Here is a 15794-nt window from a genome sequence, read left to right on the forward strand (position 1 = left end):
CAATGTCAGAAGAACAGAAGAAAATATTAGAGCAACAGCTCTGGAATATAGCCAATACGTTACGTGGAAAAATGAATGCAGATGAATTCCGAGATTATATTTTGGGATTTATTTTTTATAAATATTTGGCTGAAAAAATGGAAATCTATGCGAATTCCATTTTGGAAGAAGATCAAATCCAATTCAGAGATATCAAAGAAGATACGCCCAAAGGTTTAGAATATATTGAAGCCATTCGAGAAGAAGCTCTGGAAACATTAGGGTATTTTTTAAAACCTTCTGAGCTATTTAGCGAAATTACCAAAAGAGGTGATAACAATTTTATTCTTGAAGATTTACAAAAAATCCTGACCAATATCCAGCTCAGCACAATGGGTACACAAAGTGAAGAAGACTTTGAGGACTTGTTCTCTGATATGGATTTGAATAGTAATAATCTGGGTAGAACTGCTGATGCGAGAAATACACTTATCGTAAAAGTTTTGAAGCATCTCGATGAAATTGACTTCAAATTGAATGACACAGAATTAGATGTATTGGGTGATGCTTATGAATATTTGATCGGTCAGTTTGCCAGCGGTGCAGGAAAAAAAGCAGGAGAGTTTTATACACCTCAAGAAGTATCCAAAATTCTTGCAAAAATTGTTACAACGGGTAAAAATCGTTTAAAATCGGTATATGACCCAACTTGTGGTTCAGGATCATTATTATTACGTGTTGCAAGAGAAGTAAAAGATGTCAATAATTTCTACGGACAAGAAATGAACCGCACCACCTACAATCTTGCTCGAATGAATATGATATTGCATGGAGTACATTATCTGAAATTTGACATTAAGCAGGAAGATACTCTGGAACATCCGCAGCATCTAAACGATATGCCATTTGAAGCAATTGTCGCAAATCCTCCTTTTTCAGCGAAATGGAGTGCCAATCCATTATTTTTAAATGATGACCGTTTTAGCCAATATGGAAAATTAGCACCATCAAGCAAAGCTGACTTTGCATTTGTTCAACATATGATCTATCATTTGGCAGAAAATGGAACAATGGCTATTGTTCTGCCTCATGGCGTGTTGTTCCGTGGCGCAGCAGAACTGCACATCCGCAAATACCTGATTGAACAGAAAAATTATTTGGATGCAGTCATCGGCTTACCTGCCAATATTTTCTACGGAACAAGTATTCCGACTTGTATTCTGGTATTTAAAAAGTGTAAGGAAGATCCTGACCATATTTTATTTATTGATGCCAGCAAAGAATTCGAGAAAGTAAAGAACCAAAATATGTTGCGGGAAGAACATATCGATAAGATTGTGGAAACCTATCGTAACAGAACGACTATTGAGAAATACAGTCACTTAGCTACTTTGAAAGAAGTTGAAGAGAATGAATATAATCTCAATATTCCTCGCTACGTAGATACGTTTGAAGCTGAAGAAGAAATCGATATCCAATCCGTAATGCAGGAAATCAAATCTTTAGAAGCTAAACGAGCGGAACTGGACAAAGAGATCGATGTGTACTTCAAAGAATTGGGACTTGTTTTTTAATTTTTTACATCCTTAATGTTTTTACTAACGAAAATTGAATCATCGAGATGATAAATAAAAAATTAAAAGTAGGTAACGTTCCTAATTTGAGATTTTCTGAATTTACGGAGGAATGGGAAACTATGAAGTTGGGGGAGATTGCTGATAAAGTCAATAGTGGGAAGACTCCTTTAGGAGGTGAAGCTGTTTACACAAAGGAAGGTGTACTTTTTATAAGGAGTCAAAATGTAAACAACGATGGGTTAGAATTAGATAATTCTGTATTTATTCCAGAATCTGTAAATAACCAAATGAAAAATAGTATTGTTAGGTCTAATGATATACTTCTTAATATTACAGGGGCATCGTTAGGAAGAAGTTGTGTTGTTCCTGAGGATTTTAAAATGGGAAACGTCAACCAACATGTCTGTATTATTAGATTAAAACAAAACTACAATCCAAGATTTGTTCAGCCAATATTTTCCTCTTATAAAGGTCAAAACATTTTTAATAGTTTACAAACTGGAAGTGGTCGAGAAGGATTGAATTTTGAGAGCATAAAAGGAATCAAATTATCAATTCCTCAAAAAAATGAACAAGTAAAAATTGGAAAACTTTTGTCACTTATTGACGATAGGATATCAACCCAAAACAAAATAATTGAGGAACTGAAGTTATTAAAGAATACGATTCGCTATCAGCTATATGAACAAATTCTTAATCAAGAAAATGAATTTGTTCAAGTTAAGGATACTTTAAATTATGAACAGCCAACTAAATATTTGATAACAAATACAGATTATTCATCTGATATTTCGTTAATTCCAGTTCTAACTGCAAATAAAGCTTTTGTATTAGGATATACTAATGAAGAATTTGGTATTTATGACAAAGGTCAATGTATCATTTTCGATGATTTTACAATGGATATAAAGTTTGTTAATTTTCCATTCAAAGTAAAATCTTCAGCAATTAAAATACTGACAGCTAAACCAAATGTGAACCTAAAATTTATATTTGAATATTTGTCATTTTTAAATCTATCGTCAAATGAACACAAACGGCATTACATTTCCGAAATTGAGCCTATGGAAATTCAATTGCCAAATTATATTCAACAGAAACATGTTGCAGATTTTCTATCAAGTATTGATGATAAAGTAAAAACTGAATTTGAAATTCATACGCTATTAATTAAGCAGAAACAATATCTTTTAGCCAATTTATTTATATAAACAAATTGGCTAAAAAGTATGTCTTTTGTCTCTCTAACCTCTGTAAGATATTGGTTTCAATTTCAATTTTTCCATCGATAGATAATAAGAAGTCAGCTATTTTATGTTGCTCTTCAATTGTCGGAAAATCTATTTTAATTCCTAATAATGTAGTCTCATGTATCCGTTTGCTTCCAGAACCTGTTGCCAATTCTTCTAATCTTTTGTAAAAATCTACTCTCCCTAAGAAATATATTAGATATGCCGTGTTAATTTTTGAGTGTTTAATATCCAAAGCAGGTACGTCTCCAGAAGATAAAAATCCATCAAGTTCAACAGGAATAATACCAAAAGCTCCGTTAAACAGATTTTGCTTTCCGTAAATAAATTGCCCTTTCTTTCTAATGAAATAATTTGTTGCTCCTAATGATAAAGTATTTGTATTATCATTTTGAGAAACACCTTTTAAATGAAGTTTTACAGTAAGTAATCTACTTTTGTCAATATTCTTTGATTTTATTTTTTCTGGAACAGACATAACTTCTGCTAATTCTTTCGACCCCCACTCAGGAAAATTATTGCCATTTTTATCTTTAAATTTCAATTGACCAGAGAACATCTTCTTACTAAGCGTATTCACTCAGGAAATAAAATCCTTAATTAAAGGGCTTTGTCAAAACCTAATTTTAAATCAAGTACCAAATAAAAAAATAAGTCATTGTATTTCTTGTCATTCGTCTTCATTAACAGAATCCGATGTAATTAATAAAAATGGAATTTATCCAGTTTACGGAGCTACAGGCATTATTGCGTTTACGGAGATTTATCAAATTAATGAAGATGCAGTTTTAATTATCAAAGATGGTTCTGGAGTTGGAAAAGTTCAATATGGAAATGGTAAATTTTCGGTTATTGGCACTCTAAATTATTTAACACCTAAAACGAAAATTAACTTAAGGTATATTTTTTTCTGTTTAAAATTTTTCAGCTTTGAAAAATATAAAGTTGGTTCAGGGATTCCACATATTTATTTCAAAGACTATGGAGAAGCTTCTATCTATTGTCCTCCTTTAGAAGAACAAATTAAAATAGAAAGGTTATTATCTTCTATTGATAAAAAAATAAAAACTGAAAAAACGTTACTTCAAAGGTATGAAATACAGAAAAAGTACCTACTACAAAAACTGTTTATATAAACAGTTTTTGTAGTAGGTACTGCTTTTGATATAGATATTTATTCAAAATATTTTTCTCTATTTGAATCTTAGTATCAACGGAAGAGAGAAATTGAGATATGGTATCCTGCTCTTCATACGAAGGGAAATCGATTAACATATCTTTTATATGACTATAATACAGATGTACAATGGTGCTACCTTGTGCATAACTAGCTATTTTTTCTTTTTTATAGTTTGATAGATAGTAAGCATAGAAGACATTATTTATTTTTTTTCTACTACGTAAAACAGTAATATCTCCACCTAATAACACATTTTCTTTATTAATTGCGGTGACATTAGCTAAATCAATACCTGTGGTAGTTGTTGAACTTGGTATTAACAAATCTCCTATTTGAGATTTAAGTCCATCGTTTTCATTTGTTTTGCTTACAATATTGAAAATAACTTCCTTGTATTTTGTGTATAGTTCACCATATAGCACACATTCATATTTTCCATTGAGGATAAGTCTGTCTTTTGAAAGACCCTTTCCTTTTTCTGAATAAAAAACCTCTCCTAACTTTTTCAATTCCCAATCACCACTAAATTCTCTAAATCTAATCTTCTGAGAAAATACCTTTTCACTTATCCCTTTAATTAAGGTTTCTAATTGTTCAATTATTTTGTTTTGGGTTTGGATTCGAGAGTCTATTAAGGATAGAAATGATGCAATTTTAGTTTGCTCATTGAGCGATGGAAGAGGCAGAGTTACAGAAGCTAATATTTCTTGACCAATATTATATCTTGTACTTCCTCCCGATTTTGATGTTATTTGATTTCTTATTAAATCAGTTTTTAATGATTTATTCAAAAAAATAGGTTCATATTCTCCATTTTTTTTACCTCTAATTACAAATCCTCCAAATGTTGCAGTTTTGTCTTTATCTAAGTATACACTTGTTGTTCCTACTTCCTCTCGTGTCTCAGAACTTCTTTGGAACAGAATATCTCCGTAGTTTACTGGGAATTTATCAATGATTTCTTCATTGACATTTACACTCCCAATAATTTTATCGTATGTTATAAACTCGTTATTGAGAATGTCCAATACGTTTATGAACTTGTATCCACTACCATATTGTTCCTTTGTAGCGTTAATACCATTCTTAAATTCCAAAATCTCCCCCAACTTCTTAGTTTCCCATTCCTCCGTAAATTCAGGAAATCTCAAATTAGGAACCTTAGTTCCAAATCTATCTGCGGGATAAAATGTCCTTAATTGCTTTCCTTTGAGATTTTAAAAAATTAAATTATAATGAATGAACAAAAACAACTCTCAGAAGTTATCGATCTATGGAAAATAGACAAAAAACAGTATGTAAAAAAATCAAGTTTCTCAGCTTATACGCTATTGATTGAGAATCATCTACTACCAAATTTCGGAAATAAATTTGCGATTGAGGAAGCTGATGTCCAATGCTTTGTTTTTCAAAAATTGGAAACGGGTTTAAGTCATAAAACAATTAAGGATATTTTAATTGTTCTGAAAATGATTTTGAAATTTGGAGCTAAAAACAAATGGTTACAGTATACCCCTTTTGATATTCAGTTTCCTACTGAACGAGAAAAGCATAATATTGAAGTGCTTACCAAGACTGATCAGAAAAAAATAATGAACTATATACAAGAACATTTTACATTTAGAAATTTAGGGGTATATATATGTTTAAGTGCAGGAATGCGTATTGGGGAAGTATGCGCCTTAACTTGGGAAGATATTGATACCGATAACGGAATTATCAGTGTTAACAGAACCATCCAGCGTATTTATGTGATAGAAGATGGAACTCGTAGAACGGAATTGATTCTGGATACCCCGAAAACTAAAAATTCTATTCGTGAAATTCCGATAAGTAAGGATTTATTAAGAATATTGAAACCATTTAAAAAGATTGTGAATCCTTTGTTTTTTGTATTGACAAACGATGCTAAACCAACTGAACCCAGAACCTACAGAAGCTATTACAAAAATTTAATGAAAGAATTAAAAATGCCTGAACTTAAATTTCACGGGTTAAGACATAGTTTCGCCACCCGATGTATTGAAAGTAATTGTGATTATAAAACAGTGAGTGTATTATTAGGGCATTCTAATATCAGTACAACGCTGAATCTTTATGTTCATCCCAATATGGAGCAAAAGAAAAAAGCTATTGAGCAGATGTTTAAGGCTCTTAGATAAGTTTTAGATTATGGATTAGGAGAACATTTTATTTTGTTAAATTTGTACATAGATGGAAAGAACAAGATAAACTCCTAATTCATAATTATTTTGAGCAAACAGTCCGAACAAATTCTAGAAGAGCAACTCGTTGACCAATTACAGAAATTGGGATATAAATACGCTTTTATTGCTGATGAAAAAGCATTACTGGAAAACCTGAAAATTCAATTAGAAAAGCATAATCATATACAATTTAGCGATAGTGAGTTTGAAAAAGTGTTGAATATACTCAATAAAGGTTCTGTATTTGAAAAAGCCAAGGTTTTACGTGAAAAGAAGCATCATATTATTCGTGATAATGGTGATAACCTGTATTTTGAATTTCTCAATGTAGAACATTGGTGTCAGAACGAATATCAGGTAACCAATCAAATTACACAAGAAGGGAAATACGAAAACCGTTATGATGTTACCTTACTCGTGAATGGGTTGCCTTTGGTGCAAATTGAGCTGAAACGAAGAGGCTTAGAAATGAAAGAAGCATTCAACCAAATCAACCGCTATCAAAAACATAGCTTTGGTGCTGGAAAGGGTTTGTTTCATTTTGTACAATTATTCGTTATAAGTAACGGTGTAAACACCAAATATTTTAGCAATTTTGGAACACATAAGCAGGAATATCTTCAAACTTTTCATTGGACAGATGAACAAAATAATCCACTAAATAATATTTTAAACGGCTTTACCGATTCTTTTTTGGAACCTTGTCATATCAGTAAAATGATCTGTAAATACATCGTTCTGAATGAAACTGATAAACGTCTGATGGTACTTCGTCCATACCAATATTATGCGGTAGAAAGTATTATCAAAAAGGTAAAAGAAAACGAAATTCTGAATGGCTATAACATCGAAAAAAATGGCTACATCTGGCATACAACTGGAAGTGGAAAAACCTTAACCAGTTTCAAAGCCAGTCAGATTCTATCCAAAATTCCAGCTATCAAAAAAGTGGTTTTTGTGGTAGATAGAAAAGATTTGGATTATCAAACCAACCAGGAGTACGATAAATTTAGTAAGGGCTCGGTAAGTTCTGCTACTAATACGGATGACCTTATTCATAAATTAAACGACCCGAATGTTCGCATCATCGTTACCACCATTCAAAAGCTAAATAACGCAATTTCAGGTAGAAACTTATCAAAAATGAAATCCATTCAGCACGAAAGGATGGTTTTTATATTTGACGAGTGCCATCGTTCGCAATTTGGTGATACCCACAAAAACATCGTCAATTATTTTACCAATATTCAATTATTTGGCTTTACAGGTACACCTATTTTGGCAGAGAATGCAGATGGAGAAAAAACAACTGCAAGCTTGTTTGGAAAATGTCTGCATAAATATGTAATTACAGATGCCATACGTGATGAGAATGTACTGAAGTTTTCTGTAGAATACATTCAGACTTTCAAACAGAAAGAACATATCATTGATTTAAAAGTAGAACAAATCAATGAAACTGAAGTTTTTGAAGCTCCTGAACGAAAGGAAGCCATTGTAGATTACATCATTCAATACCACGATCAGAAAACGCAAAACAGGAAGTTTTGTGCCATGATGTGTGTACAGGATATTGATTCCGTCATTCAATACTATGAAATTTTCAAGCGTAAAAAACAAGAGGGACAGCACGAGCTAAAAATAGCGACTATTTTTAGCTTTGCTCAGAATGAAGAAGAAATGGAAGATGCTGTTTATTCCCAATTAGGAATGGTTGCTGAACCACAAGCAGTTTACGGCTACAAACCTCATCGTAGAGAATTATTAGAAACGTATGTACAAGACTTTAATGAATTATTTGGAGAGAAACAGAACGTAAAAGATACCGAAGGATTTTACAATTATTACAATGCAGTAGCAAAGAAGTCAAAACAAAATGAGACAGATATTTTGTTGGTTGCCAATATGTTTTTGACAGGGTTCGATAGTAAATATTTAAACACCTTATACGTTGATAAAAATCTGAAATATCATGGATTGATACAAGCGTTTAGCCGTACCAATCGTATCCTAGATAAGAATAAAACACAGGGAAATATTGTATGTTTCCGAAACCTTAAAGACAAAACAGACGAAGCCATAGCTTTATTCAGCAATAAAGAAGCAATTGACGAAATTATAGTGGAACCATACGAAGCGTATGTAGAAAAGTTTAACGAAGCCACGCAGAAATTATTAGAAATTGTTCCACAAGTAGTATCTGTTGACGGTTTATATTCGGAAGAAGATCAGCTACAATTTATTTTGGCTTTCCGTGCCATGATGCGTTTGCACAAAAAAATGAGCCATTATACAGAATTTACTTGGGATGATTTACAGATGGAAGAACAGCTTTTTGCAGATTACACGAGCAAATATTTGGATTTAAAGGAAAGACTTGATCCTACTGACCCATCTAAAAAAGCGTCTATTCTCAATGATATAGATTTTGAATTGGAATTGATTAGGCGTGATACCATCAATGTAACCTATATCCTTCAGTTACTGATTAAATTCAATTCTAAACATAATGCAAAAGACAAAGAAAGTATTGAAAAAGACATTTTCAATTTACTGAACACCGAAGTATCATTAAGAAGTAAAAGGGAATTGATTGAGAAATTTATTCAAGAAAGTTTACCCCATATTGAAGATACGGATACCATTCCTGAAGAGTTCGAAAAATTCTGGAATGTAGAGCAAGAAAAGGCACTTCAGGAACTAGTCAAGACAGAAAATCTTTCCGAAGAAAAAACGGAAAGACTTATAGAGAACTATTTGTTTACAGAACGTGAACCTTTGCGAAAAGAAATTTTAGATTTACGGAAAGAAGGAAGACCAAGTGTATTAAAATCTAAGGAAATCGGAGATCGTATTCTAAATAAAATCATAGGATTCATAGACACTTTTGTTAATGGGATATCAGGAAATTAATGTTTTATTCTAGTAGGTGTTCATAAGAATCAAAAATATTTAAGAGTGATAAATAAAGGATAGGTTTTAATTTTTCTATCCTTCTATTTTTGTATATTTGCCTTGAGCTAACGGAAACACGTTGAAAAGCAAAGCAATAAGCACCGTTACCAAATCGTTACCTGACTTTTTTGATAATCTTTATAAAAGCTTAGTATTCAACCGATACAGCTTTTTCCTGAAAACTTTAAAATAAAAAAGGACTCAGATTATGAAAATCCAAGCCTAACTTTTTAGCTTACACACTTTGTGGAAAAGTGTTTCTTCCAATTTAAATGCTTTTATTGCAATTGGAGGAAGAGTGGCAGTACTATGGTTTACATCTTCAACACACTTCTTTTTTTTCTTTTATCAATATTTTTTTTAATACCAGCATATCCTCTCCAATTTTTTTATCTTGTATTTTAGCATAATGCTGCGTCATTCGAATGTTGGCATGACCAAGCATTTTACTTACGGTCTCTAAAGGTACACCATTATTGAGGGTAACCGTAGTAGCAAATGTATGTCTTGCCGTGTGAAAAGTAATATCAAAATCAATTTCACATAAGTCTCCAATCTCTTTTAAATACCCATTCATCTTTTGATTGCTTAGTACCGGTAAAACAGTATTTTCATTTACACATTTCGGATGATTTTCATATCTACTTAAAATTTCCTGTGCTTCTGGTAGCAGGGGTATACTGGCTTCGACCTTTGTTTTAACCCTTTTAGTTTTTATCCATAACCCTGTATCAATTCCTTTTGTTATTTTATCTCTAGTAAGATTCTTGGCATCAATATAGGCTAAACCAGTAAAACAGCAGAATACGAAAATATCACGGACTACTCTTAATCTGTCAGAATTAAAATTCTTTTCACGGATTTTTTGTAGCTGAATATCAGTTAAGAATCTGACATCTACGCTTTCTATTTTAGATTTATAACCTATAAAGGGGTTTTTGCTAATCCATTCATTGTTGAGACAAATATTGATTATTTTTTGAAAATTTCTAATGTATTTTACAGCAGAATTATTGGAGCAGTTTCTAACAGTACGTAGGTAAAACTCATAATCTGCAACGAATCCGGGATTAATATGACGGACATCAATATCACTGAGATTAAATTTCCATTTCAAAAATGCCTGAGTATGTCGTAATGATGTTTCATACCGTTTCCACGTTCCTTTAGAAAATTCTCTATCTATAAGTTCCTTTACCTTTGAGTTGTGATCTTTAAAAGCTTCAATAAGAGTAACTTTTTTTTCTTCAATTCCTAAATATTTATTTCGAAGATTTTCACAAGTTATCTCTTTGCCTTCGTTATACAAGGAATTATAGCATTCAAATAATTTAGCTCTGAAGCTTTCCAGTAAGGAGTTTAATTGTTTACCATTGGGACTATTACCTGATACCTTTCCTAATTTTATACTCCATTGAGGAGTTTTTACCGTTTGTCCTGTTGAAATTTCCGTTCGTCTTCCGGCAACAGTGATTCTCATGTAAATTGTTGATAATTCAGGGTTGTTTTTTGCCTTTTTGGCATAAAACAGTAAGCTGTAGGTTTGCATAACATTTTAATTTTAAAGGTTAATAATATTGCTGAACCTTTAAACCTACAAGATGTTCAATCATTGAACAGGCTGATGAATAAGCTGTTTAATGAGAATTCGGTGAGTCAAAATGCTGCCTAAAGACGACTCACCGAATGACTCACGTTCGATTTGTATTTCTTTGGTATATTTTGATAACTCAAAAAATAAAAAAGCCCTTAAATACTAGGATTTAAAGGCTTTTAGATTAATTTGGTTTCCCACCTGGTGGAGTTGGAGGGATTCGAACCCTCGTCCAAACAAGCAATACATAAGCTTTCTACATGCTTATTCTGCTATTGGTTTTCGACCGGAAGCAGAGAGCAGACACCCAACTTCCGACTTATCTTCTGAGGTTTTCGAGCTTTAGCCGAAGCAGCAAAAGCCTTATTTCTGCATTCCTATATCCCAGAATCAAACGCCGCAGAACAGAGCATTTGTGGAATATCTTGCTCCCTTACTAAAATCTTCGGGGAAACGCTTGATCTACTATACTTCGATATTAAGCTGCAAGAGCGAACTCTTCGTTGCCAGTTAAAATTTTGTAGCAAGGGATTATAGAGATCGCGCTACGGTTCTCTGCATGCTTACTTACCCATTGACCTTGCTGTCGAAACCAGTCAACCCCATGAATAAAGTGAATGCAAAGATAACACTTTTATTCAAATTCAGTTCATATTCTTTCAGTCATTTTAATAATGGGATTTCATGTATTTTATTTGAAGCTTTATCCTGCTTTCCGTTGCAATTCCTCATTACGCGGCTCCGCTTCGCTCCGCCGCTCCATTCCGGGATTTTCTCTACAATCAGGGCTAGGGTGGAAGTGGGTAGTATAAATGATAGACAAAAAAACTTTTAAGCAAAGAACAAAAGCCTGAACAGCAAAAAAATAACCCTCAAAAAACAAAAAGTGCCGGAAAAAACCCGACACTTCTATAATTCATCTAAATCCTTTCCTCAATTTTAATCTCAACCTCAATCTTAATCTCAATCTCAGTCTTAACTTCAACCTCATCAATCCCTGTTCTTTAGTAAAATCCATCCCGAAAGCTGAACAGGCTTTTTAATGATTTTATCTTCCCATTGTAATTTATACCAATACGTTCCTGTAGGAAGAGGTCTTCCGATGTATTTTCCGTCCCAGATCGGCGTTTTGGTGGTCGGTCGGAAAACTTCTTTTCCGTATCGGTCGAAAATGCCCCCTTCAAAATTTCCGTATTTGCTGATCTCGCTGAAATCAATCACATCATTGCTTCCGTCACTGTTCGGGGTAATAACGTTTGCCATAAAGAACGTATAATATTCTGCCGTGGTATCGCAGGTTGCTCCTCTGTTTCTTACCCTTATCGAATATTTCGTGTTTTTTAGTACTTGGAAAGTGTTGGAAGCCTGCCACGTTACGCCTCCGTCTATGGAATACTCTATAGGTACATTTCCGTTATTTTGTACAATAATCGTTAAAAATGGATCTTTGTAAGTGATTTCTTTAATTTGAGGAGTTGCAATATATCCTACCGTTGCAGTAAACGTTTTAGAACAGACTCCGTTACTGATGGTTACCGAATAGGTTCCCGCGGTGTCTACATTGATGGTTTGAGAAGTTGCTCCGGTATTCCATGAATAAGAGTAATTCGGACCGCTTCCTGCATCCAGAATACCTTTGTCACCCTTACAGATCTCAATATTTTTTAGCGTAGAAACAATTTCAGGAACAACCGTGATGGTAATTGTAGCAGGAGTCGTTGCAGAACAGCCGTTTGTTCCGATTCCTGTTACCGTATAAGTTGTGGTGATTGTCGGGGAAACAATCTGTGTGTTGCCGTTTCCTGTTAATCCCGTCCATGTGTATGTTGCTGCACCCATTGCTGTAAGAGCAATAGATTCACCTTTACAGATTGATATTTTTGGTGCCGAAACACTGATGATCGGCGGTGTAATGTTCTTAATAACTGTTACAGAACTTTGTTTTACGCATCCGTTGGAAGTCGGGCTTGTAATCGTTAAAGTATAAGTTCCTGAATTATTAACAACCGGTGTTAACGTATTGGCTCCGGAAACAATATTTCCCCCACCTGTAGCGGTCCATAAGAAAGTAGATCCGGGTTGATAAACAGAAGTCGTTGCGTTTAAAGTAACCTGAGCATTTGTACAGTTAATTTCTGCCGGAGGATTAATATTAATGACGATGGCCGGATCCATTGTCACGGTTGCAGATTTTGTATATTGACAACCGTCCGGCGTAGTTACCGTTACTGTATAAATTCCGGAAGCATTTACTGTGGTTGTGGCAGTTGTGGCTCCGTTTGACCATGAAAAAGTATTTCCCGTTCCGTTTGCACTAGCCGTTAAAACGGTTGAAGCACCTTCGCAGAAATTTAAATTTCCGGAAATATGAACATTCGGATCTGTTCCCTGAGTGATCGTAACGGAAACAGGATCGCTTGTGCAGGTTCCGTTATTATAGGTTAAAGTATAGGTTCCCGGAGCAGATACGGTGATCGACTGGGTCGTTGCGCCGTTTGACCATGTGTTTCCTGTTGCTGAACCCGAAGTAAGGGTAACAGGATTGTTGTTACAGATGACATTCGATGAAGCAGTAATTGTCGGAATTGGTTTTACATTAACAATTAACTGTAATTCAGCAATTTTCGAACATGAGCCTGATTTTACCAAAACATAAATCGTAGCATTTCCTGAAATATAAGCCGAAGTATTTGCAATCGTATTACTGTTTCCGGTTAATGCATCTGCCTGATTCAGATAATAACTGAATGTTACTCCTGTTGTTGTACTGATATTCGGTTGCGCTGATGTTAAATTAAATGTTCCGGTATTGTTATTTGAACAGACGCTTAAAGATGAATTTTGTACCACAGGCACTGCTCCCTGAACTACTGTCACAGATTTTGTGTACTGGCAGTTGGCAGGAGTATTTACAGTCACCGTATAAGTTCCCGGCACTGAAACTGAAATTGAATTTCCTATGGCGCCTGTAGACCATGAATATGTATTTCCTGTTCCGTTAGACGTTGCTGTTAAGGTTGTCGGAGACCCGCAGACGATTAAATTTCCCGTAATCTGAGGATTCGGATCGCTTTCTGCGGTTAATGTTACTGAAACGGGCGCACTCGTACATATTCCGTTGGTGTTGGTTAAAGAATAAGTTCCTCCGGATGTAACCGTGATAGATTGTGTTGTTGCTCCGGTAGACCATGTATTTCCGGTTGGAACACTTGAAGTAAGCGTTACATTTCCGCCAAAACAGATCGTCAAAGATGAACTTGTAATCGTTGGAGAGGCAAGCTGGGTTATATTGAGTTGAAGCGAAACTACCTTTGAGCACGTTGCTGTTTTTACTCTTACATAAATAGTTGCGTTTCCCGATGTATAAGCGGTTGGTGTTGCAATGGTATTTGTATTTCCGGCAATGGCATCTGCCTGATTCACATAATAATCAAAAGTAACTCCTGAAGTCGTGCTTATGTTGGGCTGTGCTGTTGTTAAATTAAAAATTGCTGTACTTGTACTGGAGCAATTGGTTAAAGTCGCATTTTGAGCAACAGGGACCGCACCCTGTACAACCGTTACGGGTTTTGTGTATTGGCAGTTCGCCGGAGTTTTTACGGTTACTATATACGTTCCGGGAGCAGTTACGGTAATTGAAGGAGTTGTAGCTCCGGTAGACCATGAATAGGTGTTTCCTGTTCCCGTTGAAGTTGCAGTAAGAATTGTAGAAGTATTTTCACACAATGTCAGATTTCCGCTGATCTGCGCATTTGGATCTATGTCTTGGGTGATGGTAACGGAAGCTTGTGGACTCGTACAGATTCCGTTGCTGCTCGTTAAAGTATAGGTTCCGGGTGTAGTTACAGTGATAGACTGGGTTGTTGCTCCTGTAGACCACGTGTTTCCTGTCGCATTGTTCGATGTTAAAGTAACATTTCCGTTAGGACATAACTTTGTGGAGGATGCAGTTATAGATGCCGTTACACTTTTGTCTTTAAAAATGATAGCATTCGTTTGTTTACAGGAATTAATAGAATTATTGGGATTGTTAGGATCCTGATAACTGATGCTATAATAATAGGTATTACTCGTATTGACAGTAATAGGTGCGGTAATCGGGTTCGTTCCAGTAGCTGCGTTGTTCGCTGTACTGTAATAGGAAACATAAAAATTGGGATTTCCGTTTAATATTCCCGGCGATAAGGTACTGAAATTAAATGTTGCAGAACTTCCGCAAATATTTATTTCTCTCGGAGAACTTGCCGTTGGTCCCGGATTTCCCGGCGGCACAAAAGGATTGGGAGCAATTGTGGAATTGGTGAAAGGAGATACAAAAGTTGCCGTTCCTCCCCATGTTAAATTAAAAGTGTAAACTGTTGTAGACCAGTTGTCGATATACAGATAATACGTCTGACCCGCCACGACATCCATATATTTACAGTAAGGATCTGTATTTCCTGCGCCGGATGAGGTATTGGTATTCGTCATGTTCATCCCTGTATTGGTGTAATATCCGGAAGCGTTGCATCTTACCGGAGTTCCTCTGTTGGAGCAGGTTACATTCGGTCCGTAAATCGCCCAGTCATAATCTACCGGTCCGGTAGGAGCGAGGTCAAAAGTAAGCGTTCCGCTGGTGGCGATCGTAAATTTATACCAAACCGAGTGATTTTCGTAAGAAAGGCATCCTCCCAGAGTTTCATTGGTGTTGCCGATTCCTACAGGAGTATAATTAATGCCCGAATTTCCGCAGACGGTAATAGCGGAAACGCAATCTTCCTGTGAAAACACAAAAACAGAAAAGAGCATTACGATAGAAAAGAGTAATTTTTTAAGCATGTTGAAGGGAATATGAAATATGGTTTTTACTCGAAATAAATCAAAACTTAGATTCTGTAGACTGTGAAAACAGAAAAGTCCTTATAAAAAAGGAGTAATGGGATAGGATCATAGCTGTTTGGTTTTAAGCAGTTTAATATAATCTGCAAATCTAAATAAATAAAGAATGCAAAACCATATAATTTGTTGAATAATTTTTTATAAATACACTTAAATTATTACGAATAATATGTT

At 34.7% G+C, this 15794-nt stretch carries 9 protein-coding genes and 1 other RNA gene; 5 read left to right on the plus strand and 5 right to left on the minus strand.

Annotation, left to right across the window (positions count from 1 at the left end):
* The first annotated feature begins 2 nt into the window (after positions 1–2).
* Positions 3–1553: a type I restriction-modification system subunit M gene (locus tag H6W53_RS18990; RefSeq protein WP_185208976.1), complete on the plus strand. Its 1551-nt coding sequence runs from the start codon at positions 3–5 to the stop codon at positions 1551–1553.
* A 47-nt stretch (positions 1554–1600) separates the two neighbouring features.
* Positions 1601–2767 carry a restriction endonuclease subunit S gene (locus H6W53_RS18995; RefSeq protein WP_185208978.1) on the plus strand — a complete coding sequence of 389 codons (1167 nt, stop codon included), beginning with the start codon at positions 1601–1603 and terminating at the stop codon, positions 2765–2767.
* Here the strand turns inward: H6W53_RS18995 and H6W53_RS19000 are convergent.
* The gene (locus H6W53_RS19000) at positions 2760–3350 is read right to left on the minus strand and encodes a restriction endonuclease subunit S (RefSeq protein WP_185208980.1); all 591 of its coding nucleotides are present in this window, start codon (positions 3348–3350) and stop codon (positions 2760–2762) included. The genes H6W53_RS18995 and H6W53_RS19000 overlap by 8 nt on opposite strands.
* A 157-nt stretch (positions 3351–3507) precedes the next feature.
* On the opposite strand from H6W53_RS19000, the gene H6W53_RS19005 reads away from it, so the two are divergent.
* Positions 3508–3942 carry a restriction endonuclease subunit S gene (locus tag H6W53_RS19005; RefSeq protein ID WP_317169759.1) on the plus strand — a complete coding sequence of 145 codons (435 nt, stop codon included), beginning with the start codon at positions 3508–3510 and terminating at the stop codon, positions 3940–3942.
* Here H6W53_RS19005 and H6W53_RS19010 read toward each other — a convergent pair.
* Positions 3935–5137: a restriction endonuclease subunit S gene (locus H6W53_RS19010; RefSeq protein ID WP_185208983.1), complete on the minus strand. Its 1203-nt coding sequence runs from the start codon at positions 5135–5137 to the stop codon at positions 3935–3937. The genes H6W53_RS19005 and H6W53_RS19010 overlap by 8 nt on opposite strands.
* 84 nt (positions 5138–5221) lie before the next feature.
* On the opposite strand from H6W53_RS19010, the gene H6W53_RS19015 reads away from it, so the two are divergent.
* Together H6W53_RS19015 and H6W53_RS19020 are read left to right on the plus strand one after the other, a co-directional pair.
* Positions 5222–6148 (plus strand): tyrosine-type recombinase/integrase, encoded by a 927-nt coding sequence (locus H6W53_RS19015; RefSeq protein WP_185208985.1) that lies wholly within the window; start codon positions 5222–5224, stop codon positions 6146–6148.
* A gap of 90 nt (positions 6149–6238) precedes the next feature.
* On the plus strand, positions 6239–9106 hold the full coding sequence (locus H6W53_RS19020) for a type I restriction endonuclease subunit R (protein WP_185208987.1): 2868 nt from the start codon (positions 6239–6241) through the stop codon (positions 9104–9106).
* A gap of 364 nt (positions 9107–9470) precedes the next feature.
* On the opposite strand, the gene H6W53_RS19025 is transcribed toward H6W53_RS19020, so the two are convergent.
* The 3 genes from H6W53_RS19025 to H6W53_RS19035 form a co-directional block, all read right to left on the minus strand.
* A complete protein-coding gene (locus H6W53_RS19025) occupies positions 9471–10697 on the minus strand; it encodes a site-specific integrase (RefSeq protein ID WP_098972089.1) in 1227 nt (408 codons plus the stop codon).
* A 247-nt stretch (positions 10698–10944) separates the two neighbouring features.
* Positions 10945–11346: a transfer-messenger RNA gene (gene ssrA, locus H6W53_RS19030) on the minus strand.
* A 386-nt stretch (positions 11347–11732) separates the two neighbouring features.
* Positions 11733–15560 (minus strand): T9SS type B sorting domain-containing protein, encoded by a 3828-nt coding sequence (locus H6W53_RS19035; RefSeq protein WP_185208989.1) that lies wholly within the window; start codon positions 15558–15560, stop codon positions 11733–11735.
* Positions 15561–15794: the final 234 nt, after the last annotated feature.

Source organism: Chryseobacterium sp. C3 (genome assembly GCF_014218905.1).
Taxonomy (GTDB): Bacteria; Bacteroidota; Bacteroidia; order Flavobacteriales; family Weeksellaceae; genus Chryseobacterium; species Chryseobacterium mucoviscidosis.

Coding starts and splice junctions, on each gene's coding strand:
- H6W53_RS18995 (WP_185208978.1), top strand. CDS start 1,601: ATGATAAATAAAAAATTAAAAGTAGGTAACGTTCCTAATTTGAGATTT.
- H6W53_RS18990 (WP_185208976.1), top strand. CDS start 3: ATGTCAGAAGAACAGAAGAAAATATTAGAGCAACAGCTCTGGAATATA.
- H6W53_RS19035 (WP_185208989.1), bottom strand. CDS start 15,560: ATGCTTAAAAAATTACTCTTTTCTATCGTAATGCTCTTTTCTGTTTTT.
- H6W53_RS19015 (WP_185208985.1), top strand. CDS start 5,222: ATGAATGAACAAAAACAACTCTCAGAAGTTATCGATCTATGGAAAATA.
- H6W53_RS19025 (WP_098972089.1), bottom strand. CDS start 10,697: ATGCAAACCTACAGCTTACTGTTTTATGCCAAAAAGGCAAAAAACAAC.